This window comes from Amycolatopsis panacis (genome assembly GCF_003600245.1).
GTDB lineage: Bacteria > Actinomycetota > Actinomycetes > Mycobacteriales > Pseudonocardiaceae > Amycolatopsis > Amycolatopsis sulphurea.
The window spans coordinates 34564-57282 of sequence record NZ_QZFV01000094.1 but is presented as its reverse complement, the minus strand read 5'-3'; the positions used below and the strand labels follow the sequence as shown (position 1 = coordinate 57282).

The 22719-nt window shown below is 68.4% G+C and carries 19 protein-coding genes and 1 pseudogene; 10 read left to right on the top strand and 10 right to left on the bottom strand.

Features of this window, described 5'->3' with window-relative positions; translation table 11 throughout:
* Nucleotides 1-254: 254 nt before the first annotated feature.
* The 3 genes from D5S19_RS19590 to D5S19_RS19580 are packed head-to-tail and all read right to left on the bottom strand — an operon-like array spanning nt 255 to nt 3486.
* A complete protein-coding gene (locus D5S19_RS19590; protein WP_120024794.1) occupies nt 255-1028 on the bottom strand; it encodes an enoyl-CoA hydratase/isomerase family protein in 774 nt (257 codons plus the stop codon).
* Nucleotides 1029-1081: 53 nt separating this feature from the next.
* Nucleotides 1082-1873: an enoyl-CoA hydratase/isomerase family protein gene (locus D5S19_RS19585; protein WP_120024793.1), complete on the bottom strand. Its 792-nt coding sequence runs from the start codon at nt 1871-1873 to the stop codon at nt 1082-1084.
* Nucleotides 1870-3486 carry an AMP-binding protein gene (locus tag D5S19_RS19580; RefSeq protein ID WP_120024792.1) on the bottom strand — a complete coding sequence of 539 codons (1617 nt, stop codon included), beginning with the start codon at nt 3484-3486 and terminating at the stop codon, nt 1870-1872. Before D5S19_RS19580 ends, D5S19_RS19585 begins: the two co-directional genes overlap by 4 nt.
* 142 nt (nt 3487-3628) lie before the next feature.
* Here D5S19_RS19580 and D5S19_RS19575 point away from each other — a divergent pair, with 142 nt between their 5' ends.
* Both D5S19_RS19575 and D5S19_RS19570 read left to right on the top strand, forming a co-directional pair.
* Nucleotides 3629-4843, top strand: a complete 1215-nt coding sequence (locus tag D5S19_RS19575) for an acyl-CoA dehydrogenase family protein (RefSeq protein WP_120024791.1) — start codon at nt 3629-3631, stop codon at nt 4841-4843.
* Entirely contained in the window at nt 4840-5865 is a 1026-nt protein-coding gene (locus tag D5S19_RS19570; RefSeq protein WP_120024790.1) for a phosphotransferase family protein, read from the top strand. Before D5S19_RS19575 ends, D5S19_RS19570 begins: the two co-directional genes overlap by 4 nt.
* Before the next feature lie 13 nt (nt 5866-5878).
* Here the strand turns inward: D5S19_RS19570 and D5S19_RS19565 are convergent, their stop codons facing one another.
* On the bottom strand, nt 5879-6550 hold the full coding sequence (locus D5S19_RS19565; RefSeq protein ID WP_120024789.1) for a TetR/AcrR family transcriptional regulator: 672 nt from the start codon (nt 6548-6550) through the stop codon (nt 5879-5881).
* A gap of 185 nt (nt 6551-6735) precedes the next feature.
* On the opposite strand from D5S19_RS19565, the gene D5S19_RS19560 reads away from it, so the two are divergent.
* Nucleotides 6736-7476, top strand: a complete 741-nt coding sequence (locus D5S19_RS19560; protein ID WP_120024788.1) for an SDR family NAD(P)-dependent oxidoreductase — start codon at nt 6736-6738, stop codon at nt 7474-7476.
* Between the two features lie 82 nt (nt 7477-7558).
* Here D5S19_RS19560 and D5S19_RS19555 read toward each other — a convergent pair whose 3' ends face one another.
* Nucleotides 7559-9187, bottom strand: coding sequence for a long-chain fatty acid--CoA ligase (locus tag D5S19_RS19555; protein WP_120024787.1), 1629 nt, complete (start codon nt 9185-9187; stop codon nt 7559-7561).
* A 40-nt stretch (nt 9188-9227) separates the two neighbouring features.
* Nucleotides 9228-10727: an MFS transporter gene (locus D5S19_RS19550; RefSeq protein WP_158605572.1), complete on the bottom strand. Its 1500-nt coding sequence runs from the start codon at nt 10725-10727 to the stop codon at nt 9228-9230.
* 348 nt (nt 10728-11075) lie between these two features.
* On the opposite strand from D5S19_RS19550, the gene D5S19_RS19545 reads away from it, so the two are divergent.
* Nucleotides 11076-12260 (top strand): FAD-dependent monooxygenase, encoded by a 1185-nt coding sequence (locus tag D5S19_RS19545; protein ID WP_233574037.1) that lies wholly within the window; start codon nt 11076-11078, stop codon nt 12258-12260.
* 261 nt (nt 12261-12521) lie between these two features.
* On the opposite strand, the gene D5S19_RS19540 is transcribed toward D5S19_RS19545, so the two are convergent.
* Nucleotides 12522-13679 (bottom strand): acyl-CoA dehydrogenase family protein, encoded by a 1158-nt coding sequence (locus D5S19_RS19540; RefSeq protein WP_120024784.1) that lies wholly within the window; start codon nt 13677-13679, stop codon nt 12522-12524.
* 15 nt (nt 13680-13694) lie between these two features.
* On the bottom strand, nt 13695-14867 hold the full coding sequence (locus tag D5S19_RS19535) for an acyl-CoA dehydrogenase family protein (protein WP_120024783.1): 1173 nt from the start codon (nt 14865-14867) through the stop codon (nt 13695-13697).
* Nucleotides 14868-15105: 238 nt separating this feature from the next.
* Here D5S19_RS19535 and D5S19_RS19530 point away from each other — a divergent pair.
* The 5 genes and pseudogenes from D5S19_RS19530 (at nt 15106) to D5S19_RS19510 (ending at nt 19379) form a co-directional block, all read left to right on the top strand.
* A pseudogene (locus D5S19_RS19530) lies at nt 15106-15900 on the top strand (NADP-dependent oxidoreductase).
* 10 nt (nt 15901-15910) lie between these two features.
* Nucleotides 15911-16777 carry a LysR family transcriptional regulator gene (locus D5S19_RS19525; protein ID WP_120024782.1) on the top strand — a complete coding sequence of 289 codons (867 nt, stop codon included), beginning with the start codon at nt 15911-15913 and terminating at the stop codon, nt 16775-16777.
* 95 nt (nt 16778-16872) lie between these two features.
* Nucleotides 16873-18264 (top strand): fatty acid desaturase, encoded by a 1392-nt coding sequence (locus D5S19_RS33825; protein ID WP_120024781.1) that lies wholly within the window; start codon nt 16873-16875, stop codon nt 18262-18264.
* Between the two features lie 85 nt (nt 18265-18349).
* Nucleotides 18350-18946, top strand: coding sequence for a TetR/AcrR family transcriptional regulator (locus D5S19_RS19515; protein ID WP_120024780.1), 597 nt, complete (start codon nt 18350-18352; stop codon nt 18944-18946).
* Between the two features lie 31 nt (nt 18947-18977).
* Nucleotides 18978-19379, top strand: coding sequence for a VOC family protein (locus D5S19_RS19510; protein ID WP_120024779.1), 402 nt, complete (start codon nt 18978-18980; stop codon nt 19377-19379).
* A 5-nt stretch (nt 19380-19384) separates the two neighbouring features.
* On the opposite strand, the gene D5S19_RS19505 is transcribed toward D5S19_RS19510, so the two are convergent.
* Both D5S19_RS19505 and D5S19_RS19500 read right to left on the bottom strand, forming a co-directional pair.
* A complete protein-coding gene (locus D5S19_RS19505) occupies nt 19385-20350 on the bottom strand; it encodes a DNA polymerase domain-containing protein (RefSeq protein WP_120024778.1) in 966 nt (321 codons plus the stop codon).
* Nucleotides 20351-20382: 32 nt separating this feature from the next.
* The gene (locus D5S19_RS19500; protein ID WP_120024777.1) at nt 20383-21264 is read right to left on the bottom strand and encodes a LysR family transcriptional regulator; all 882 of its coding nucleotides are present in this window, start codon (nt 21262-21264) and stop codon (nt 20383-20385) included.
* 70 nt (nt 21265-21334) lie between these two features.
* Here D5S19_RS19500 and D5S19_RS19495 point away from each other — a divergent pair, with 70 nt between their 5' ends.
* Nucleotides 21335-22483: an FAD-binding oxidoreductase gene (locus D5S19_RS19495; protein ID WP_120024776.1), complete on the top strand. Its 1149-nt coding sequence runs from the start codon at nt 21335-21337 to the stop codon at nt 22481-22483.
* The last annotated feature ends 236 nt before the right edge of the window (nt 22484-22719 follow it).

Genomic DNA, 22719 nt, shown 5'->3' with positions numbered 1-22719 from the left:
TGGAGTGGGTTTCCCGGTTCCGGCGGCTGGCACGCCGCTACGAGCGCAAGGCCGCCCATTTCCTGGGTTTCACCCAGCTGGCCTGCGCAGTGATCTGCTACCGCCGAGCCGTCAAGCTGGATCTTGTAACCCACAACAACCCCAAATGAGATGTGGTCTAAAGGACCGGGCTTGCGCGCTACGTGTGCCAGGTCAGCGCCGCCGGGACGGAGTAACAGACTCGGAGCGCGTCACCGCGCTCCGAGTGAGGTCGGTCAGTCGCCCAGATCGTCACTCGGCCAGTAGTTCATGGCCGCCAGGCCTTCGGCCATGAGGCCGTAACCCACATTGTCCTGGAAGGCCCGGCGGATCAGCTGGGTGAACAGGTTGCGGGTCGAACGCAAGGTGAGGTCCGGCTTGACGGCCAGTCCGCGAGCGAGTTCCATGGCGCGGGCCATGAGGTCTCCGGCCGGGAGTACCTCGTTGACCAGTCCGAGACTCAAAGCCTCGCCGGCCGGAATGTGCTGTCCGGTCAGGAGCATGTACCGGCCCCGGTTGAACCCCATCAGCAACGGATAGATCACCTGAATGCCATCGCCCGGCACCAGGCCGTTCGAGAAATGCGGACGATCGGCGAACACCGCCGTTTCCGATGCGAGCGTGATGTCGCACAACAGCGCGAGCTCCGAATGAATCGTCGCGGGGCCGTTGATCGCCGCGATCATCGGGACCTCGATGTCGAGGTGGCTCAGCACGAGGCGGCGACCGGTGAAATGGATCCGATGCCACGTCTCCGGCGTGACGGACATGCCGCCGAAACCCTCTTTGTCGATGAACGTCTCTCCCGAACCGGTCAGGACGACGACGCGATTCTCCGGATCGCGCGCGATGTCCTCCCACAACGACGCCATCTCCTCCTCGGGATCGTGTCCCCACACCAGGTCCTGACCATCGGTGTGCATCCGGGCGACAAGGATGCCCAAGTCGTCGCGTTCGAGCTTGACGTGGTGGTACTTCGGCGCGTATTCAGCAAGGCGTGTCACAAGCATGGTGATCCTCCTCGATGCCTTTCCCCTCCCGGCTACGACCGGCTCTACCGGCTCTACCGGCTCTCGACCGACCGGAGCCGGTTGGCGGCCAGCCGGTCGACCGTGGCCTGGGTGGCGATCCTTGCCTCGGGATATCCCGACATACGGACGGTGTAGGTCTGCTCAAGCGAATACCCGTCGAACAGGCTCAGCGCCTCACACCCGTTCATGGCGCTTTTGGCGAGCCGAACAGCGTTCTTGCCCTTGCCGGCGACATGGGTCGCCAGCTCGATGGCCTGGGGCAGCAGACGATCGTGGGAAACCACCTCGAACGGCGCTCCCCAGCGAACCATTTCCTCGGCTGTCACCGGATCGGCCGTGAACAGCATCCGCCGCATGGCCTGCTCGGGAATCATCCGTGCGGCGAACTTGGCACCGCCGAGGACTCCCACCTTGAGCTCGGGAAGGCAGTATGTCGATCGCTCGCTCGCCACGACCAGGTCGGCGCAGGACACGATCGCGAATCCCGAGCCGAGCGCGGGGCCGTTGACCGCCGCGATGACCGGAATGCTCGCCTCATAGACGGCCTTGAGGGAACGCCACACGCGCGCCATCCGCTGGTCGCCGTTGTCGGGGTTGAGTTCGAGGAACTCATGGAGATCGTTTCCCGCCGAGAAGGCACGGTCGCCGGCACCGGTGACCACCACGGCGTCGAGCCCGTCGTCGTGTCCCACGTTCTCGAAGAATGCCCGGATCTCGTCGAACATGTCCTCACTGATCGCGTTGACCGCGCCGCGATTCAGGGTCACCACCGCGACCCCCGGGGCGACCACGTCCACCTTCAGATAGTCATACGATGAACTCATCTCGTCCTTTCCTCGCTTCTCCGGAGATGCCCGATCCGATCGCCCGGCGCCCACTCCCATTGCCGCAGAACGTTTTTCTGCACCTTTCCACTGGGCGTGCGCGGGAGATCGCTCACGACGACCAGGCGTTCGGGGATCTTTTGCGTGGCCAGGCCTTGCGCGAGCAGGTGTTCGCGCACGTCGGCCAGGGTCGGTCCGTTGCCCAGCGGAACGATGTAGGCGCACACCAGCTCACCGGTCCGCGGGTCCGGCGAGGCGACGACCGCGACCTCGGCGATCCGTGGGTGCGTCGCCAGCGCTTCCTCGATGTCGCGCGCGCTGAGTTTTTCGCCGGAACGGTTGATGATGTCCTTGACCCGGCCGGAGATTCGCAGTGATCCGTCCTCGGCCAGCACTCCCAGGTCGCCGCTTCGCCCGAACCCGTCCGAGGTGAACGCCCCGGTGTTCTGTTCGGCATCGAGGTAGCCGAGGAACATGTCCGGGCCCCGCCACACGACCTGCCCTTGTCTCCCGGGCGTGACCGCGACCTCGTTCTCATCGATCACTTTGACCGTGGTCGACCCGAACGGGTATCCATCGCTGACCGCTCGTTGCCCATCAAGGCTTTTCGGCCACTGGGCTACGGCCGAGGGGCACTCCGACGCTCCGTACAGACGGTAGGTCGGCCCGATCGATGCTTGTGCCGAGGCGATCAGCTCGGCGCTCATGTCGGCACCCCCGCACGCGACGACGCGGACATGGCTGAGCGGACTGGCCGGGGCCGAAGCCGATTCGGTGAGGCCCCTGATGAACGGGGCCGAGACCATCGTGAAGGTCGCCTTCTGCTCTCGGATCAACCGCCACGCGGTCTCCGCGCTCCACTGGTCTTGAAAGACCACACGAAGTCCCAGCAGCACCGGCGCGAGGCAACCCCACAGGAAGCCCGTGATGTGCGTGACGGGCGAGGGCATGAAGACGACGTCGTCCTCGGTCAGCTCGTAGATGGCCGCCTGGGAGAAGACCTCGTACCGCAACGTGTTGTGGCTGTGCAGAACTCCCTTGGGCGATGCGGTCGTCCCGGAGGTGTAGAGCAGCAGCGCGATGTCGTCGGCGTCGATCCTGCCGGCCTTCGGCATCGTCGCGGGGGCCGTGTCCAGTGGTGCGCCCAGTTCGACGTGCCGGATCTCGGTGCGGGCCGGCACCGGCAGGTCCGCGTAGACCTCCCGGTAGTCGCGGCCACGATGCGTGACCGGCGCCACCACGAATCGGGGGACGGCTTCGTCGAGAATCTGCGAGAGCTCATGACCGCGATAGATCGGCACGATCGGGTTGACCACGGCGCCGAGCGAGAGTGCGGCCCACACGTAGGCGAGCGCCTCACGGCCGTTGGGCAACTGCACCGAGACGACATCGCCCGCGACCGTACCGGCGTCGGCCATCGTACGAGCCAGCCGCGCCGCGGCCGCGTGCAGTTCGGCGAACGTCACCGGACCTTGGGCATCCACGGCGACGAGCCGGTCCGGCCACTTCCGCGCGGCCTCGTCCAGCGCGCCGGCAAGGACAAGATCCGCCCACGCCCCGCTCCGGCGATAACCGTCGCCGACCCGCGGCTCGGGGTACCGAGTTCCCCTCACCTGTCCTCCATTTCTAACCTACCCGACGGTTAGAATACGGTACTCTCGGAGAGGTCGCCAGACTCCATCGCTCCGGCACGCCGGGAGCGGTAGCCGGGACAAGAGGCCGGCCGAGCACGGCACGGAGAACAGGAAACGGGACATGGACTTTTCGTTCAGCACGCGAGTGGCCGATGCGCAGCACCGTCTGCTCACCTTCATGGACGAGTGCGTCTATCCGGGCGAGGCCACCTACGCCGCACAGATGGCGGAGGCCGGCGATCCGCATCACGTGGCGGCGGTCCTGGAGGAGCTGAAGCACGAAGCCCGCGCTCGCGGTCTGTGGAACCTCTTTCTCCCGGATTCCGAGTATGGGGCCGGACTGACAGTGCATGAGTACGCACCGCTGGCCGAGATCATGGGGCGGAGCGTGCTCGCCTCGGAGGCCTGCAACTGTTCACCGCCCGACTCGGGCAACATGGAGCTGCTCGCGAGGTACGGCAGCCCCGAGCAGAAGAAGCAGTGGCTGGAGCCGCTGCTGGACGGAACGATCAGGTCGGCCTTCGCGATGACCGAGCCCGACCGGGCCAGCTCCGACGCCACGAACATCGCGATGAGGTTCGTGCGCGACGGGGACGAGTACGTTCTCAACGGCCGGAAGTGGTGGACCTCCGGAGCACTGGATCCTCGCTGCGCGTTCCTGATCGTGATGGGCCGCACCAGTGACGACGGCCCGCGTCACCGGCAGCAGAGCCAGATCATCGTCCCCATGGGCACCGAAGGCCTCACCGTGCTGCGCAACCTCCCCGTGTTCGGCTACCGGCACCGGGAGGGCCACGGCGAGATCGAGTTCCGCGATGTCCGGGTGCCGGCATCGAACCTGATCGGTGCCGAAGGCGACGGATTCGCCATCGCCCAGGGCCGTCTCGGACCGGGCCGGATCCACCACTGCATGCGTACGATCGGCGCGGCCGAACGAGCCCTGGAGATGATGATCGATCGTTCGGTGTCCCGGTCCACCTTCGGCACCGCGATCGCGGACCGGGCGAACGTAGGTGACCGGATCGCCCAGGCACGGATCGACATCGACATGGTCCGCCTGCTGACGTTGGAAGCGGCGTGGCTGATGGACACGGTGGGCTACAAGCAAGCGGCGTCCAAGATCGCCGCGATCAAGGTGGCGGCGCCTGAGGTCGCACTGCGCGTCGTCGACCAGGCCATCCAGATCCACGGGGGCGCCGGAGTGTCCGACGACACGATCCTGGCCGAACTTTGGGCACATCTGCGGACGATGCGGATCGTCGACGGTCCCGACGAAGTGCATCGGATGGCGATCGCGCGCCATGAGATCCGGTCCCGGTCGAAGCAGGACGCATGACGGCGGTGTTCGACCTCGATGCGGCGCAGTACTGGCTTGGCGAACAAGGGATCGCGCTGGGACACCGGGTCAGATCACGCAGGCTGGGCGAGGGCAACTCGAACCTGACCTACCTGCTCACCACGGAGGGCTCGCTCCCCGACCTCGTGCTGCGGCATCCACCACGGTCGGACGACGGCTCCGCGCGCTATGTGAAGCGCGAGTTCGACATCCTGACGGGGCTCGCCGCTACGGACGTACCGGTGCCGTCCCCGGTGGCGCTGTGTACGGACGCGTCGGTGGCGGGTGCGCCGTTCCTTGTGATGGCGCATCTCGCCGGGGCCGTCATGGACTCCATCGACGACGCGCGCCTGTTGCCCCTCGACGCCCGTGCCCGGGTCGGACCCTCGCTGGCGGAGCGCCTGGCGGGGATTCACGCTCTCGATCCGCACCAGTGCGGGCTCGACCACATCGGCCCGCGTACGAGCTACGCCGAACGCCAGATCAACCGGTGGTCCCCGAGGTGGACCGCGATCGGCAACGCAACCGACCAGCAGGTCGACGAGATCACGCGGTACCTGAAGCTGCACATGCCACCACAGGCCGAGCATCGGATCGTCCACGGTGACTACAGCCTGGGCAACGTGCTTCTCGATCCGACGGGTTCCGTATCGGGTGTGCTGGACTGGGAACTGTGCACCCTGGGAGACCCGCTCGCCGACCTCGGCACGCTGCTCGCCTACTGGCCCGACGAGCCAGGCGTGCATCCGGCCACCGACGACGATCTCACGCTTGAACCAGGCTTCGCCGGCCAAGCCGACATCGTCGAGGCGTACGCGGCGCAGTCGGGACGGGACCTGGCCGACCTCGGGTACTTCAGGGTGCTCGCCTACTGGCGCCTGGCCATCATCATCCAAGGCGTGCACCAGAGGTGGCTGATCGACCCGCGGTCCGCGAGCGCCGCTGCCGGGAGGCTGGGCATGAAGGCCGAAAAGCTCATCCACCTGGGCCACGCGCTGATGCGTGATGCGATGACGGGCTGACCGCCGGCAGGCTCTACCGCGGCGGCCGCTTCCCGCCGGGCGAGGCAACGCTGTGCAGCCCGCCGAGAATGAAGTCGGCACACAGGTCCGCGAGCCTGTCGTCGCCGGCCGCGCCACCACGGGGCTGGTACCACGTGTGCATCCAGTTGAGGACGCCGAACGCCAGCAACGACAGCTGCTTGGCGTCGAGGGACTGATCGATCTTGCCGTCGAGCTGCTCGCCCTGGATCAGCGAGAGGACGAACCGCTCATACGCCTGGCGCATGACCATGATCGGCGCCATGCGCTCCGGACTCAGCGAGCCGACCTCCTGAAAGAAGACGGCGATCTTCTCCCGATGGGTGATCGCGTGATGCACATGGAGCCGCGCCCACAGCCGCAGCTTCGCCGAAGCGTCGAGATCATCCTGCGCGTCGATCTCGGCCATGATCCGCTGGACGTCCTCATGGATCTCGGCGAAGATCTCGTACAGCAGGTCCTCTTTGGAGCGAATGTGGTAGTACAGGCTCGGCTTGAGAATGCCGACTTCGTCGGCGAGGTCCTGCATCGAGGTGTTGACGTACCCGTTCGCCCTGAACAACTTGGCCGCGGCGTCACTGATCTGCCGCTGACGCTTGGCCGACCGGGCTCCGGTCGATCGTCGTGCCGGCATCTGACCCCCGCTCGTCCCCGTGCCGCTGGACATCTTCCCCACCCTAGCAACTACCGACCAGTCGGCCGGATCTCAGGTCCGGCATCGGCGCGGTCACCAGTCCGGCCGACACCGGATCGTGAACACCGGCGAAGGCGAAGTGACGCGCGCCTGTGGTCTGATGATCCCGGCGCCGAAGCACCTGGGCCAGGTCCCACCTGGGTGGGGAGGAGATCGAGATGGCATCCGTCCCACGGTCGGCACTGGTCACCGGAGGCGCTTCGGGCCTGGGCCGCGCCACCGCGGAACTGCTCGCCGCGAACGGCTTTCACGTGGTGGCCGCGGACCTCCGCCCCCAACCCGTCGCGGGCGTGACACCGCTGGCCTGCGATGTGCTCGACGATCGGGATGTGCGTGCCGCCTTGGACACGGCGGAAAGCTTTGCGCCCCTTCGGCTCGTTGTCCATTGCGCCGGGGTCGTGGGCAGCCCCGGACGCCTCATCGACCTGTCGGGCTCAGCGCTGTCCCTGGACCGGTTCCGGTCGATCGTCGAAGTCAACCTGGTCGGCACCTTCAACGTCCTGCGGCTCGCAGCCGAACGGATGCAGCACAACCCGATCGTCGACGAGGAGCGCGGGGTCGTCGTCACCACCGCATCCGCGGAGGCCTTCGAGGCGCCGACGGGGCACGTCGCCTACGCGACGTCCAAAGGCGGAGTGGCCAGCCTGACCCTGCATGCCGCCCGCGACCTTGCCTCCCGGCGCATCAGGGTGGTCAGCATCGCACCGGGGATCTTCGACACGCCCATCCTGTCGCAGGTGCACCCGGAGTCGTCACGACAGGTGACGAATCAGGTCCCGCATCCGCACCGCCTCGGCCGTCCCGGCGAGTTCGCCGCGCTGGCCCTGCACATCGCGTCCAATCCGATGCTCAACGGGGAAGTCATCCGGCTCGACGGCGCGCTGCGGATCGCGCCCTGAGTGCCGGTTGGTCTGCACGATCTTCACCTCGCCGGACGGGCTTGACCCGATCAAGTGGCGCGGGGAGGGAAACCGTCGGTCATCACGTGCTCCCCTCGGGCACGATCGCGTCGAGCCGCGCGCGCAGGACGCGTTTGGCGAACTTCCCGGTTCCGGTCTTGGGCAGGGCGTCGACGAAGTGCACCTCGTCGGGCAGCCACCACTTCGGCACCAGTGGCCGCAGGTGCGCCAGCACGTCGTCCGTCGTGAGCCGCGCATCGTCACGGGGGACGACGAAGGCCACCGGGCGCTCGGACCAGCGCGGGTCGGGCTTCGCGACCACAGCCGCCTCGGCCACCGCGGGGTGTCCCATGATGTGGTTCTCCAGGGTGACCGAGGAGATCCACTCGCCCCCGGACTTCACGAGATCCTTGGTGCGGTCGACCAGGTTCAGGTAGCCGCGGGGATCGACGGTCGCGATGTCACCGGTTCGCAACCAGCCGTCGTCGGTGAAAGCGTCCGCCCCGGACCCGTTGAGGTATCCCGACGCGATCCACGGCCCTGCCGCCTGCAACTCGCCCGCCGAGACCCCGTCCCATGGCTGCTCCGCGCCCGTCTCGGGGTTGACCAGGCGCAGGTCGAACAAGGGCACGGGCCGTCCCTGAGTCGCACGCAACCGGGCGCGCTCTTCGTCGTCCAGCTCGTTGTCCGCACTGCGTAACACGCCCACCGTGCAGATCGGACTGGTCTCGGTCATCCCCCAGGCCTGGGTGATCGGCAGCCCGATCGCCGCGCGCCAGCCCTCGGAAAGGCTCTGCGGCACCGCGGCGCCACCGCAGAGCACCATGCGCAGGCTGCTGAGATCGTGCTCGTGCAGCAGCGGCAGCGCACCCATCCAGATCGTCGGGACGCCGGCGCTGATCGTCACCCGGTGACGTTCGATCTGCGCCAGCAATTCGCCTGGGGCGGTCTGGGTGCCGGGCAGGATCAGGTTCGCTCCGGCAAGGACCGCCGTGTAGGGCAGGCCCCAGGCGTTGACATGGAACATCGGCACCACGGGTTGCACGCGGTCGCGTTCACCGATGGCCAGCACGTCGGCGGCGAGACTGGTCAGCGAGTGGAGCACCGTCGAGCGGTGTGAGTAGAGCACTCCCTTCGGGTCACCGGTCGTCCCCGAGGTGTAGCACAGCGCCGCCGCCGAATTCTCGTCGTCGATCACGAACCGGCCCGAGCGCGGCGGTCCGCCGGCGAGCAGTGTCTCGTAGTCCACGACACGAGGGTCGTCGGGCACAGCCTCGTTCGAGCCGTCGTCGATCACCACGATGTGGCGTACCGACGGCATGCGGTCGGCGACCTGCCACAAGGCGGGCAGCAAAGCGCGGTCGACGAACACGACGTCGTCCTGCGCGTCGGCCACGACAAACGCGAGCTGGTCCGGGAACAGCCGGATGTTGATCGTGTGCAGCACGCGCCCCGAGCACGGCACCGCGAAGTACAGCTCCAGGTGCGTCTGGGTATTCGAGCAGAAAGTGCCGACCCGAGCCTCAGCCGGCACGTCCAGGCGGTCGAGCGCGGCCGCGAGCCTGCGGACGCGCTCGAAACACTCGCCATAGGTGGAGCGACGCTCACCCGACGCGGTCGCGGTCACGATCTCCTTGTCGGCGAACAACATCTCGGCCCGGTGGAAGACGTGCGGCAGGCTCAGGGGACGGTCCTGCATCAGTCCGGCCATGGACGACTCCTCTCCAGAAGCGAATATCAGCGGTGATCCGTCAGCCGCGTTTGGCGATGATCTGGGTGTCGGTGGGAAGTGACTGGTCGACGGACGAGTTCCTGATCAGCATCGCCACACCGGCGATCACCAGTCCGCACACGGCGAAGAAAATCCAGACACGGTCGTAATTGCCGGGTTGCGGGATTTTCGTGCCGGGGACGACCGACGCGGTGAGCAAGGCCGTCACGACCGCCGGGCCCAGTGAGGCGATGGCGGTGTTCGCCACCCTCGCTCCGCCGGTCACCATGCCACCCTCGCCCGGACGTGCGGCGCGCAGGTAATTCGTGACGGCAGCGGTGTAGGTCAGTGCGTAGGAGACCCCGAACAGGGCCATCTCCACGATGTACTGCCAGGTGTGGGTGTGATTCCCGGCGAACCAGAAGAAGACGGCCGCGGACAGCACGCCCCCCGCCACCGAGGACGCTCGCGGTCCGATCACGCGGATGACCGGAGCCATCAGTGAACCGCCGAACGCGATGATCAGGCCGACCGGGAGAAGGTAGAGGCCGGCGGTGAGAACCGTGCCACCGAAGCCATATCCGGCCTTCGCCGGAGTCTGGACGTAGTTGCTGACCGCCAGGCAGCTGTTGATGCCGAGGGTCGCCACCAACCCGGCCGCCAGATATGCCGGCCAGACCTCGCGCCGGCGCATGATCCGCAGGTCCATGAGCGGGTTGTCGCAGTGCAATTCCCAGAGTACCCACGCGCCCAGCAGCACGACCGCGGCGACGATGAGGCCCAGCGTGCCCAGCGACGTCCAGCCCCACTTGTTCCCCAGCCCGATACCGATGACCAACGACGACAGCGCGCCGGCGACCAGGACCGCACCCAGATAGTCGACCCTCGGCTGGGTTCGTGTGACGCTGTCCGGGACGAACGCCCACGACAGCACGAAAACGAGCGCGGAGAGGGCCGTCATGATCCACAACACGAGCCGGACAGTGCCGCCCTGCTGGAGAACGAAACCGCCGAGCAGGAAGGAAATCGAGATGCCCGCGCCCATCGCGGCGGTCATCAGCCCACTGGCCCGGTCCACGCCGCCCGTGGTCGCCGCTCGCAACCGGAGCACGGCATAGAACAAGGGATACGCGGCGCTCATACCCAGCACCGTGCGGCCGGTGATGAATATCGTCGGGCCGGTCGCGACTGCGCACATGACGTTACCGACGACCACCAGCAACAGGCTGATCAGCAACAGTCGCCGGATACCGAAGATGTCGCCCAGACGCGCGAGAAGTGGCACCGCCGCGGCGCCCGCGATACCGGTGGCCGACAGCGACCACGCTCCCTGCGCCGCCGACATGTGGAAGGTCTCGTTGAGGGACCCGAGCAGTGGAACGACGCTCAGCGTCTCGGTGTCGGCGGAAATCACCAGCAACGAGCCGATAGAACCGATCATGAGCGAGGCCGGGATCGGCACCGCGTTCAGACGTCGTTCGACGCTGTCACCCCGAGCAGTAAGCGATGCTTCCCCCGCCTTTGCGGAAAGCTCCGTCATGCGATGTCCTCCGTCACGCAGCAAGGGCCTGACGGCCGTTGCGGATGGATGGTGGGATAGTCCTTTGCGACCGTAATACGACCAACCGGTAGGATAAGCATCGTGACTGTAGCCACCGCCCCGGCTGAAGCGCAACGGGTCGCGCGGACTCCACCGAACGGATCGGCGGACCGGTGGCGTCGACCGGGATCCCGGGTCGGCGAGTTTCGGGGCCATCGGCTCGTTGCGTGGCCCGCAGGACATGGCCTACTCTGCCAGAATATGATTGACCAGTCGGTTTGAAATCGGTGCCGCTTCCTGACCGAATGGCAGCTGCCTGGCGCGAACAGCCCTGGGAGGGCGATGCGGGTGAAGATCATCATTGCCGGTGCCTCCATCAGCGGCATGGCCGCCAGCTGCGTACTCGGCGCCGCCGGCCATGAAGTACACGTCTACGAACGTTTGGCGGGCCGGCTGCAGGATCGCGGTGCCGGGCTCGTCGTCCACGAAAACCTGATCGCCGACGTGACCGGGCGTCCGTCCGGCGCACTCGGCGCGATGACGGTGACCGGCAGGCGGGTGACGGTGGAAACCGAGTCCGGTGCGATCTCGCGTCAGGACCACCCCGCGACGTTCGGCTCGACCACGTGGAACGGCCTGCACCGGCATCTGACGCGGAGTCAGTCCGCGCCCGTCACCTCGGGCGTGGCGGTCGCCGGGGTGTCCGACGCGGGCGACCACGTCGAGGTTCGGCTCTCCGATGGCACCACGGATTCGGCCGACGGAATGATCCTCGCGGACGGGTACGGTTCGAGACTCCGTTCGCTCGTTGACCCGCTCGCCGAACCCCCGCACTACGAAGGTCTCATCCTGCTCCGGTCAGTCATGCCGGAGAGTGCCTGCCCGCCGGAGTTCCACGCCGCCTTCTTCGACGACGCGATGCATCTGCACAACCGTCCCGGGGCCTACGGATTGATGTACACCACCCCTGGCCCCGGCGGCGTGGCCGAGCCAGGACGACGAACCGCGAACGCCGGCATGTACCTGCCGTTGACTCAGGAACTTCTCGAAACGGCGTTCATGTCCACCGACGGGACGTTACGCAACACGGTCCCGGCCGGTGCCTGGCGACCGGGCGCGGCCGAGTCCCTGACCGGCCACCTGGATGAAGACTGGGACGTGACGATCCGGCACGCGCTGCTCTGGGGACTTCGCCACGGAACGCTGATGGGTTCGGCGATTCACACCTTCCGGCCGTCAAGGATCGCGCACGGGCGGATCGCGCTCGTCGGGGACTCCGGGCACGCCACCAGTCCGATCACCGGTGCCGGCTCCGCCGCGGCCCTCAAAGACGCGCTCGCGCTCGGGGCGGCGCTGCGGACCTGCGCGAGTAGCGACGTCGGCTCGGTTTTCGATGCGTACAACCGTGAGCGGCTCGATTCGGTACAGTCCCTTGTGGACGTCGGCCGGGCGTGGAGCCGGGACTTTCTCACGGCGGGAGTCACCCCGGAGGATCCGCCGATCGTGCTGGCCAGCGCGGTCCGTCAGCCTTGAGAGCCGCCGGGGACCGAACATGCCCGAAGAGTCCGTGAAGGTGGCCTTCACAGCCTTGGAGTCCAGGGTTCCGGCAAAGTCGGTATAGAGGTCCGTGAAGGGACCCTTCACGGACTCTGAGTCTGTGAAGGGTCCCTTCACAGACCCGAAACCGGTCCGGCGCACGCCACGAGGTGGTCGCACACACCTCCGCATCGCCCACTGCCGGGCCCCCGACCAACTTTGCCGACACCCTGGCCGCAGAGTCCGTGAAGGCCACCTTCACGGCGCCGCCGGCGTCGCGTTGCCGAGCAACGCACTCGGCGCGACCAGCAGCGCCTCCGACGCGATCGCCCGGCGGCGAGCCGAACTCACACCGCCGAAGCTCTCCGTGATGGCGATCAGCCGGGCCGCGTGGTGGGCGACCTCGGACTCGTAGGTCATGCCGATTCCGCCGTGCAGCTGGACGATCTCCTCGGCCACGGCGGTCGCCACATCGGCCACGAAGACGAACGCGTCGTCGGCGGTGCCCGGCAGATCCACCTCCCCGCCGTTGTCGTGCGCCTCGATCACGGCGGTCGCCCACAACGCCATCGACCGGGCCAGCTCGACCCGTGAGTAGACGTCCACCGCGCGGTGCACGAGTGCCTGGAAGGTGGCCAGCGGAACGCCGAACTGCTTGCGTGTCTTGAGGTATTCCACGGTCATCGCGAGGCCGGCCTCCATCAAGCCGATCGCCTCGGCGGTGATCGCGACCCGTGCCCGCGAAAAGGCCGTGCGCAGAGCGGCGTCCGCGGCCCCGTCGCCGAGCCGGGCAGCGGGCGTACCGGCGAATTCGACCCGCGAGGTGTGGCCCCAGTCCGCGGCGCGGCCGTCCGCGCGGGTGATCCCGCCCGCGGTCGCCTCGACCAGGTACACCCCGGTGCGGCCGGTCTCGTCGGCCGCGGTCACGAGGAACCGATCGGCCTGATCTGCGTTACGCACCGGGGATTTCACCCCGGTGAGGGAACCATCCGCGGCGCCCGTCGTCGCCGGGGCGAGGCCCCACGGACGGCCGGGTTCGGCGTGTGCGACGGCGATCGTCGTACTGCCCGCGGCGAGCTGCGGCAACAGCTGCCCGGCCTGCTCCGCCGTGCCCAGCCCGGCGATCAGCCAGGACGGCAGGTAGACGCCGTCGAGCAGCGGCTCGGCGGCGGCGTGCTTGCCCATCGCGGCCAGGCTCGCATAGACCTCGACCGGTCCGGCGCCCGCGCCGTCGTGGTCGGCGGACACGGTCAGCCCGGTCAGGCCCAGTTCGCCGAGGGTCTGCCAGACCTGGTCGGACCAGCCCAGCTCGCTGCCGGTGGCGGCGGCGCGGCCCCCGGCCGGGTAACCGCGGCCGACCGCCTGGTCCACGGTCTCGAACAGGAGCCGCTGGTCGTCGGTGAATTCGAGGTTCATGGTCTCCGGGGCTCCTTACAGACCGAGGATCGTCTTGGCGATGACGCCGCGCTGGATTTCGTTGGAGCCGCCGAAAATCGACAGCTTGCGCAGGTTGAGGTACTGCGCCGCGGAGACCGCGGCGGCCTCGCCGGACGGCAGCGGTGCCTCCGTGTCCAGCAGCATGCCGTCCGAACCGGCGGCACGCATCCGGAGCAGGCTCAGCTCCTGCAACGCCTGCGTGCCCTCCAGTTTCAGCAGCGAGGACACCGGGCTGGCCTTGCCGTTCTCGGACGCGGCGGTCACCCGCAGCTGGGTGGCCTCCAGCGCGAGCAGGGTGGTCTTGACCCGGTGCAGCGCGGCGCGGAACTGCGGATCCTCGGCGAGCGGGCCGTCCTCGGTCGGCCGCCGGCCGGCCGCCGCGGCGAGATCGGCGTAGATCCGCTGGGAGGCACCGATCTGCGCGATGCCGTTGCGCTCGTTGCCGAGCAGGAACTTCGCGTAGCTCCAACCCTTGTTCTCCTCGCCGACCAGGTTCTCCACCGGCAGCCGGACGTCGTCGAAGAAGAACTCGTTGACCTCGGCGCTGCCGTCGATCAGCCGGATCGGGCGGCGCTCGACGCCCGGGGTGTTCAGGTCGAGCAGCAGGAAGGACAGGCCCTGCTGCTTGCGCGGGGCGCCCGGATCGGTTCGCGCGAGCACGAACATCCAGTCGCCGTACTGACCGAGCGTGGTCCAGGTCTTCTGGCCGTTGAGCACGTAGTGGTCGCCGTCGCGGCGCGCGGTGGTGCGCAGCCCGGCGAGGTCGGAACCGGCCTCCGGCTCGGAGAAGCCCTGCGACCACCAGATGTCCAGATTCGCCGTGGCGGGCAGGAACTTGCGCCGCTGCTCGTCGCTGCCGAACTCGGCGATGATCGGGCCGACCATGCTCACGTTGAACGCCAGCGGCTGCGGGATGCCCGCCCGCTGCAGTTCCGAGGAGTACAGGTGCGACTGGGTCGGCGTCCAGTCGCGGCCGCCCCATTCCTTCGGCCAGTGCGGCACGGCAAGCCCGTGCTGGTTGAGCACGCGCTGGCTGGTGACGATGTCCTCGCGGGTGGTCCGGCCCAGCGCGGAGCGCCGGCGGACGTCCTCCGGGATCTTGCCGAGGAACACCTCGCGCAGCCCGTCGCGGAACGCGCGGTCCGCGGGGGAAAGCTCCAGGTCCATCTGTTCAGGTTCCCTTCCGGCCGGCGGCACTGGGCACCTCGGGTGTCCGCCCGGGGTCTCGTGCCGATCGAGGCTTCGCCTCCGACGCTATTCAGCCTGCCAGGGCAGGGGAATGACCGAGTCCCTCAGAGCGGTATGACCACAGTGATAACACCACGCCGTGATTGAGCTCGTTCATCGTGTTACCTTGATCGCCGCTCCTGCGAGTGCTCGGCACTCTGCGAGATCGGAGTACGTCGTGAAGGCCGTTCGCTTCGGCGGGCCGGAAGTCCAGGAGATCGTCGAGCTTCCGGACCCACACGCCGAGCCTGGGCAGATCCGGATCGCCGTACGCGCGGCCGGGGTCAACCTCAGCGACTGGAAGAAGCGCTAGGGCCTGATGGCTCAGGACCTCCCGCAGACCATGGGCCACGAAGCCGCGGGCGTCGTCGACGAACTCGGCGAAGGCGTCCACGACGTGGCAGTCGGCGACCGGGTGTTCGGCTTCACCGCGGGCAGCACGGTGCTCATCAACGGCGCTTCGGGCAGTATCGGCAGCGCAGCTGTCCAGTTCGCCGTGGCACGCGGTGCTCGCGTACTCGGCACGGCGAGCGCGGCTAACCAGGACTACCTCCGCTCCCTGGGCGCAGAGCCCACCACGTACGGCGAAGGGCCTCGCGTACGCGCACTCGCGCCCGACGGCGTCGACTTCGCGCTCGACGTGGCCGGCAGCGGGATACTTCCGGAACTCATCGAGCTGGCGGGCGGACCGGCACCGGTCATCACCGTCGCGGACTTCGACGGCGCGGAGAAGTACGGAGTGCCGTTCAGCCGCGGCGACGCGGGCCGCGCCCTCCATGCGCTCGACGAGATCGGCCAACTGGTCGAGTCCGGACGCTTCGTACCCCCGGCAGTGCAGGCCTTCCCCCTGGCTGAAGTCGCCGAAGCACACCGCGTCAGCGAAGAGGGCCACGTACGCGCGAAGCTCGTCCTGGTGACCGGCGGGGCGTCTTACACGTTCGGCCCAGCACCATCCGGCGCGAAGCCGCTCTAGGCTGCATGAGGTGGAGATCCACCATCTTCGGTACTTCCTCGCGGTCGCGCGCGAGCTGAACTTCACCCGCGCGGCACGGTCGTTGCACATGTCCGTGCCGCCGCTCAGCCAGCGCATCCGGGACCTCGAACGGGAGCTGGGCGAGCCGCTGTTCGACCGGTCCACGCACCACACCCGGCTCTCCGCGGCCGGCGAGGCGCTGCTGCCGCTCGCCGAGTCGGTCGTTTCCGGGTTCGACGCGATTCCCGAGCGCATCCAGTCCCGGGACCGGCGCACGGACGTGCGGCTGGCGGTGCCCGACGTGCTCAACCCCGCACACCGCCGCCGGCTCAGCGATTCGCTTCGATCCATGCGGGAGGGCTACCGGTTCAGCCTGCGCCAGATGCCGTCGCTGAACATGGAATCCGCGCTGCTGGCCAACTCCCTCGACCTGGCGATCTCGCACCTGGGCACCACCGACGACCGGCTGTCCACCATCGTGCTCTATCGCGAGCCGCTCGGCGCGGTGGTGGACACCTCCCTGTTCCCCGGCCGGACCTCGCTGACCCTCGCCGACCTGCGTGGCTTCCAGTATCTGCAGGGTCCGCGCCACTGGGACCTCGGCGAGCGGCGGGCCGAACAGCTGGCCGCCCGTGGCGTGCAGGTCGACCCGGACGCGCAGTTCTCCGATCTCAGCGGCCTGCTGATCTTCCTGCGCAGCACGAAGAGCTTCGCACTGGCGCCGCTCGAATCGAACACCGCGCTCGCGCTCGATCCGGCCGAATGCGCGGTGCTGCCGGTCGAGGACCTCGCCGCGACGCTGACCACCTTCCTGCTCCGCCGCACCGCGCAGTCCGCGATGGACCCGGTGGTGGAGGTCCTCCGGCACGCCCGCTGACGTCCCCGATCGGGTCTTTACATCTGACCCTCCCTTGTCAACGTGGCTGTACATCGCTTACCGTTCTGTAAAGCCAGCCGACGGAGGAGGGCGCGATGACTGGCACGGTGCCCCTCGGCTCGACCGAGCAGTGGACCGACCGCAAGCGGTACCTGTGGCTGATCGGGCTCGTGGTCCCGTCGCTGGCGTTCCTCGCCCTCGGCCTGCACGCGGCCACCGGCTGGGGCGTGTGGTTCTGGATCGGGCCGATCGTGATCCTGATCGTGGTGCCCGCCATCGACCTGCTCGCCGGGCTGGACCGGAGCAACCCGCCGGACGACGTCATCGAGGCACTGGAGCAGGACCGCTACTACCGGTGGATCACCTACCTGTTCCTGCCCATCCAGTACCTCGGGTTCGGCTTCGCCTGCTGGCTGATCGTCCACGGCGGACTGTCCGTTATGGACAAGATCGGGCTGGCCGTCTCGATCGGCTTCATCGGCGGGATCGGCATCAACACCGCGCACGAACTGGGGCACAAGAAGGAAAGTCACGAGCGCTGGCTGTCCAAGATCGCACTGGCGCAGAGCTTCTACGGGCACTTCTACATCGAACACAACCGCGGCCACCACGTTCGCGTGGCCACCCCGGAAGATCCGGCCAGCAGCCGCGTCGGCGAGAGCTTCTACCGGTTCTGGCCGCGCACCGTCTTCGGCTCGCTGAAGTCGGCGTGGCGGCTGGAGCGCAAGCGTTACGCGCGGCGCAGCCGGCATCCGTACCGGATCGGCAACGACGTGCTCAACGCGTGGCTGATGTCGGCGGTGCTGTGGGCGGCCTTGATCGCCTGGCTGGGCATCGGCATCCTGCCGTACCTGCTGATCCAGGCCGTGGTCGGGTTTTCCTTGCTGGAAGTCGTGAACTACATGGAGCACTACGGGATGCTCCGGCAGCGGGTCCGACAAGAAGGCCGGCGCCGGTACGAGCGAGTGAATCCCAGCCACAGCTGGAATTCGAACAACATCGCCACGAACGTGCTGCTGTACCACCTGCAGCGGCACAGCGATCACCACGCCAATCCGACCCGGCGTTACCAGACCTTGCGTGATTTCGCCGAATCCCCGGTACTGCCCACCGGCTACGCCGGAATGATCGTGCTCGCACTGATTCCCCCGCTGTGGCGCCGCGTGATGGACCCGAGGGTCCGCGCGCATTTCGACGGAGATCTCAGCCGGGCCAACATCCAACCGGGCAAGCGGGAAAAGATCCTTGCCCGGCAAGGAGCCTCCGTCGTTGAACCGCTCGCTGAACTGTCCGATGTGCACGGTGATGCGGCCGAAGGCGGGATGTGCCCCGGATGCGGCTACGTCTACGACGAGCACCGCGGTGACCCGCGCGAGGGGTTCCCCGCGGGCACGCCGTGGTCGGCGATCCCGGACTCGTGGTGCTGTCCCGACTGCGGCGTCAGGGAAAAGGTGGATTTCGTGGCGCCCGGCAGGATGCGTGCGTGAGACTCACCGCCGTGAAGGGTCCCTTCACGGACCCTGGGGCTGTGAAGGGTCCCTTCACAGCCTCCGTGGCAGCTAAGGTGAGCGCATGAGCGTGCTCCCGGTGCCGTCGGCCGAAGGCGGCCGGTACCGGCTGCCGATCATCACCGCGGCGATCGAGCTGACCGCCCGTTCGGGCTGGTCGGCGGTGACCATGGCGCGCCTGGCCGAGCTGGCCGGGGTCAGCAGGCAGACGGTGTACAACGAGATCGGCTCGAAACCCGCGCTGGCCGAGGCGATGGTCGCGCACGAGCTGAGCCGGTTCCTCGCCGTCGTCGGCGCCGCCTTCGACCGGTACCCGGACGATCTCGTGGCCGCGATCCGCGAGGCCGTCCGCGCCGTCCTCGAACTGGCCGACGACAACGTCCTGCTCCGGGCGATCGCCTCGGCCACGCACGGCACGGGCACCGAGTTCCTGCCCCTGCTGACCACCCGCGCCGGCACCCTGCTCACCGAGGCGAAAGCCGTGCTGACCGAACGCGTCCGCGGCTACGCGCCGCCGCTGACCGGCGAGCGGCTCACCGCGGTGATCGACGTGGTGATCCGGACCGTGCTCAGTCACGTGATGCAGCCGTCGGACACCCCCGCCCGCACCGCGGACGCGCTGGCCTGGCTGGCCGCACGGCTGCTGGACGCCGGCGCTTGACAAATAGAGTTGTCAATGCGAGGTTCGAGCCATGGCCGACCTCGTACCGTTCCTGATGTTCCAGAAGCGCGACGCCGCCGAAGCGATGGAGTTCTACACCTCGCTGCTGCCCGGTGACACGGTGCTGTCCGACCAGCGCTACGGCGCGGACGGCCCCGGCCCGGAGGGCACGATCGTGATGGCGGAGTTCACTGTGGCCGGTCAGCGCGTGCGCTGCAGCGACAGCTTCGTTCAGCACCAGTTCGATTTCACCCCGTCCGCCTCCCTGTTCGTCACCCTCGACAGCAAGGAAGACCTCGAACGGGTCTTCGAAGCCATCTCCGACGGCGGCGGCGCGCTGATGCCGCTGGACGACTACGGGTTCGGCCCGTTCGGCTGGGTGAACGACCGCTGGGGAGTGTCCTGGCAGCTGAGCGCGCCGGCCCCGAAGTGAGCGAGCTATTCGTCCGCTGAGGACTCGCGCCGGGCCTTCGCCCGGCGCTTGCCCTCGTGCATGGCCGCCACCCTGGCCACCGGAATGGTGTACCCCTCGGCCACCAGATCCGCCGGAAGCTGTTGCGGGGCAGGAAGTTCCTCCGCCCACGGGTCGGTGTCGCCAAGGAGCCCGGGCGCTGTGCGCACGGTGAAGTCCGTGGGCATCACGGCGTCCGCGTCAGCCCAGCGAACCGGGAACGAAACCGGTGCGCCGGGCCGGATCCGGGGACTGTACACCGCGGCCACGGTGGCGCCGCCCGCCCTGGTCGAGTCCAGGAACACCTTGCCGTGCCGGTCTTCCCGGATGAACGCCGTGGTCGCCAGATCCGGATCGAGCCGCTCCGCACGAACCCCGACCGCCCGGGTGGCCGCGGCGACATCCACAAAGGACTGACCCGCCGCCAGTGGCACGAACACGTGTACGCCCTTGGCACCGCTGGTTTTCAGCGCACCGGACAGCCCCACGTCGGCCAATGCCTGGCGGACCAGCCGGGCAGCCGCCACCGCGACGCCGAAGGGCGCGCCCTCCGGCGGATCGAGATCCATGATCAGCTCGGCCGGACCGTCCTGCCCCACACGGGTGAGGGCCGGATGCAGTTCCACCGCCCGCTGGTTGCCGAACCACAACAGGGTGCGCCGATCGTTGCACAGCCCATACGTGACCGTGCGGCGCGAGCTTTCCGCCCACATCCGCGTGCGCGGCACCCATTCCGGGGTGTACTTCGGCAGGTTCTTCTGCATGAACGCTTCCTGCCCGCGCAGCACCCGCATCACCGAGAGCGGCCGATCGGCCAGCGCCGGCAGCACCCGGTCGGCCACCGCGTCGAGGTAGTCCACGAGGTCGCGTTTGGACACCCCCGCCCCGGAGAACAGCTCCTGGTCGAGATGGGTAAGCCGGACGCCGTGCCGTTCCTCGTCGGACGCGCTCATCCCGCCAGCCTTGCCGACGGGGTGCATTCCGGTCAACCACCGAGCGCTTCGCGGGCGAACTCGATCAACGCCCGCGCGGCCGGTCCGGACGGCCCGGCGGCCCGCCAGGCCAGGGCGAGCTGTCCACGTAGCGACGGGCGCAGCGGGAGCCGGTGCAGCTCGGTGGCGTAGTAGCGGGCCAGCGAGTCCGGGACCATGGCCACGCCGAGGTCCCGGATCGCCAGCTGTGCCAGCACGTTCGGATCGCTGGCCTCGATCGCGACCCGTGGACGCTGGCCCGCCGCCGCGAACGCGCGGTCCAGCACCCCGCGTAAGCCGGTACCCGGCGGCAGGCAGATGAGCGGCCGTCCGGCGAGTTCGGTCAGCGTCACGCTGGTCCGCTCGGCGAAGATGTCCCCCAGCCCGGTCACCGCGACGATTTCCTCGTCGAGCAGTACTTGGGTGACAAGCCCGGCGGGCACACCGTCGGCGAGACCGATGACCGCGACGTCCAGCCGTCCTTCCCGCAACGCCTCGACCATCACGTCGGAATTGGCCTCCCCCAAGGTGATCTCCACCCCGGGGTGGCGCTCGGCGAAGCCGGCGAGGAACTCCGGCAGCGCGACCGGCCCGGCCGAGGTGACCATGCCCATCGTCACCTGCCCGCGGACCAGTCCACGATGCTCCGAAACCGTCTCGCGGACCGCTTCCACCGCGGCGAGCGCGGCACGGGCGTGCGGAAGCACCGCGGCGCCGACGCCGGTGAGCCGCACGGCACGCCCGGACCGATCGAACAGCGGCTGCCCCAGTTCCCGCTCCAGCCGCCGGATCTGGGCGCTGACCCCCGGCTGCGCGACGTGCATCCGCTCGGCGGCGCGCGTGAAATTGGCTTCCTCGGCGACCGCGACGAAATAGGCCAGCTGATGCAGCTCCATAACCAGTGATTCTAGTTCAGGGAATCAGTATCTCTTGGACTTCTCACCGGGGTACGCCCAGTCTTGCGGTATGCAGACTCTCACCCCTGACCAGCCGGGTTACCGCGAAGAGATCGCCGGGTTCCAGACCGGCGTGCCGTCCACACCGGCACTGGTCGTGGCCGCGACCGGCGCCGACGACGTGGCCGAAGCCGTCCGTCACGCCGCGGCGCACGGCTTGCCGGTGTCCGTGCAGGCGACCGGCCACGGCCTGCGCGCCCCGGCCGAAGGCGTGCTCATCTCGACCCGGCGGATGGCCGACGTATCGATCGACCCGGGCCGCGCGCTCGCCCGAGTCGGCGCCGGTGCCACCTGGGGCACGGTGCTCGCCGCAGCCGCCGAACACGGTCTCGCGCCGCTCAGCGGTTCAGCGCCCGGCGTTGGCGTCACCGGGTACACCCTCGGCGGCGGTTTCGGCCTGCTCGGCCGCCGGTTCGGCCGTGCCGCCGACCATGTCCGCTCCGCCGATGTGGTGCTCCCCGACGGCACCGCCGGCCGCGGCCCGCTCGAAGCGGGCATCGTCACGGCGCTGGAGTTCGACCTCTTCCCCGTCCGCACGATCTACGGCGGCGGTCTCTACTTCGGTCCCGCACAGCTCGCCGACGTGCTGCGCAGCTGGCGCGACTGGACCGCCGACCTGCCCGATACTCTCGGCACCTCGCTCGCGCTGATCCCGTATCCGGATCTGCCGATGGTGCCGGACCCGTTGCGCGGCAAGCACATCGCCCATGTCCGCGTTGCCTTCACCGGTTCCGGGGCCGAAGGCGACCGGCTGGTCGCACCGCTGCGTGCGCTCGGTCCGCTGCGCGACACGTTGACCACCATGCCGTTCGCCGAGTCCGGCACGATCGCCGCCGAACCCCCGCACCCGCACGCCTACCTCGGAGACAACCGGGTGCTGCCCGCCCTCCCCGACGACGTGCTCACCACCGTGCTCGACCAGGCAGGCCCGGACGCACCCGTGCCCACCGTGCTGATCATCGACCTTCTCGGCGGCGCATACCGCGACACGAACGTCCCGGACTTCACCCCGGATTCGCGCTACACAGTGCGCGCGCTGTCCGTGATCGATCCGGACCCGGACACGGTGAAAGCCGCACACGCGAAGCTGTTCGCCCCGCTCACCCCGTCCGCAACCGGGCGGCTGCGCAGCTTCGTCTACGGCCAACCACTCGATTAGCCTCACGCCACGACTCCGGCGGTGCCGTGAAGGGCACCTTCACGGACTCTGAGTCCAGGGTTCCGGCAAAGTCGGTGTAGAGGTCCGTGAAGGGTCCCTTCACGGACTCTGAGTCTGTGAAGGGTCCCTTCACAGACCCGAAACCGGTCCGGCGCACGCCACGAGGTGGTCGCACACACCTCCGCATCGCCCACTGCCGGGTCCCCGACCAACTTTGCCGACACCCTGGCCCCCGA

What these genes read in the sequence shown, in the direction of transcription:
- D5S19_RS19590 (WP_120024794.1), bottom strand. Translation starts at nt 1,028, where the DNA reads ATGCTTGTGACACGCCTTGCTGAATACGCGCCGAAGTACCACCACGTC.
- D5S19_RS19585 (WP_120024793.1), bottom strand. Translation starts at nt 1,873, where the DNA reads ATGAGTTCATCGTATGACTATCTGAAGGTGGACGTGGTCGCCCCGGGG.
- D5S19_RS19575 (WP_120024791.1), top strand. Translation starts at nt 3,629, where the DNA reads ATGGACTTTTCGTTCAGCACGCGAGTGGCCGATGCGCAGCACCGTCTG.
- D5S19_RS19570 (WP_120024790.1), top strand. Translation starts at nt 4,840, where the DNA reads ATGACGGCGGTGTTCGACCTCGATGCGGCGCAGTACTGGCTTGGCGAA.
- D5S19_RS19565 (WP_120024789.1), bottom strand. Translation starts at nt 6,550, where the DNA reads ATGTCCAGCGGCACGGGGACGAGCGGGGGTCAGATGCCGGCACGACGA.
- D5S19_RS19560 (WP_120024788.1), top strand. Translation starts at nt 6,736, where the DNA reads ATGGCATCCGTCCCACGGTCGGCACTGGTCACCGGAGGCGCTTCGGGC.
- D5S19_RS19555 (WP_120024787.1), bottom strand. Translation starts at nt 9,187, where the DNA reads ATGGCCGGACTGATGCAGGACCGTCCCCTGAGCCTGCCGCACGTCTTC.
- D5S19_RS19550 (WP_158605572.1), bottom strand. Translation starts at nt 10,727, where the DNA reads ATGACGGAGCTTTCCGCAAAGGCGGGGGAAGCATCGCTTACTGCTCGG.
- D5S19_RS19540 (WP_120024784.1), bottom strand. Translation starts at nt 13,679, where the DNA reads ATGAACCTCGAATTCACCGACGACCAGCGGCTCCTGTTCGAGACCGTG.
- D5S19_RS19535 (WP_120024783.1), bottom strand. Translation starts at nt 14,867, where the DNA reads ATGGACCTGGAGCTTTCCCCCGCGGACCGCGCGTTCCGCGACGGGCTG.
- D5S19_RS33825 (WP_120024781.1), top strand. Translation starts at nt 16,873, where the DNA reads ATGACTGGCACGGTGCCCCTCGGCTCGACCGAGCAGTGGACCGACCGC.
- D5S19_RS19515 (WP_120024780.1), top strand. Translation starts at nt 18,350, where the DNA reads ATGAGCGTGCTCCCGGTGCCGTCGGCCGAAGGCGGCCGGTACCGGCTG.
- D5S19_RS19510 (WP_120024779.1), top strand. Translation starts at nt 18,978, where the DNA reads ATGGCCGACCTCGTACCGTTCCTGATGTTCCAGAAGCGCGACGCCGCC.
- D5S19_RS19505 (WP_120024778.1), bottom strand. Translation starts at nt 20,350, where the DNA reads ATGAGCGCGTCCGACGAGGAACGGCACGGCGTCCGGCTTACCCATCTC.
- D5S19_RS19500 (WP_120024777.1), bottom strand. Translation starts at nt 21,264, where the DNA reads ATGGAGCTGCATCAGCTGGCCTATTTCGTCGCGGTCGCCGAGGAAGCC.
- D5S19_RS19495 (WP_120024776.1), top strand. Translation starts at nt 21,335, where the DNA reads ATGCAGACTCTCACCCCTGACCAGCCGGGTTACCGCGAAGAGATCGCC.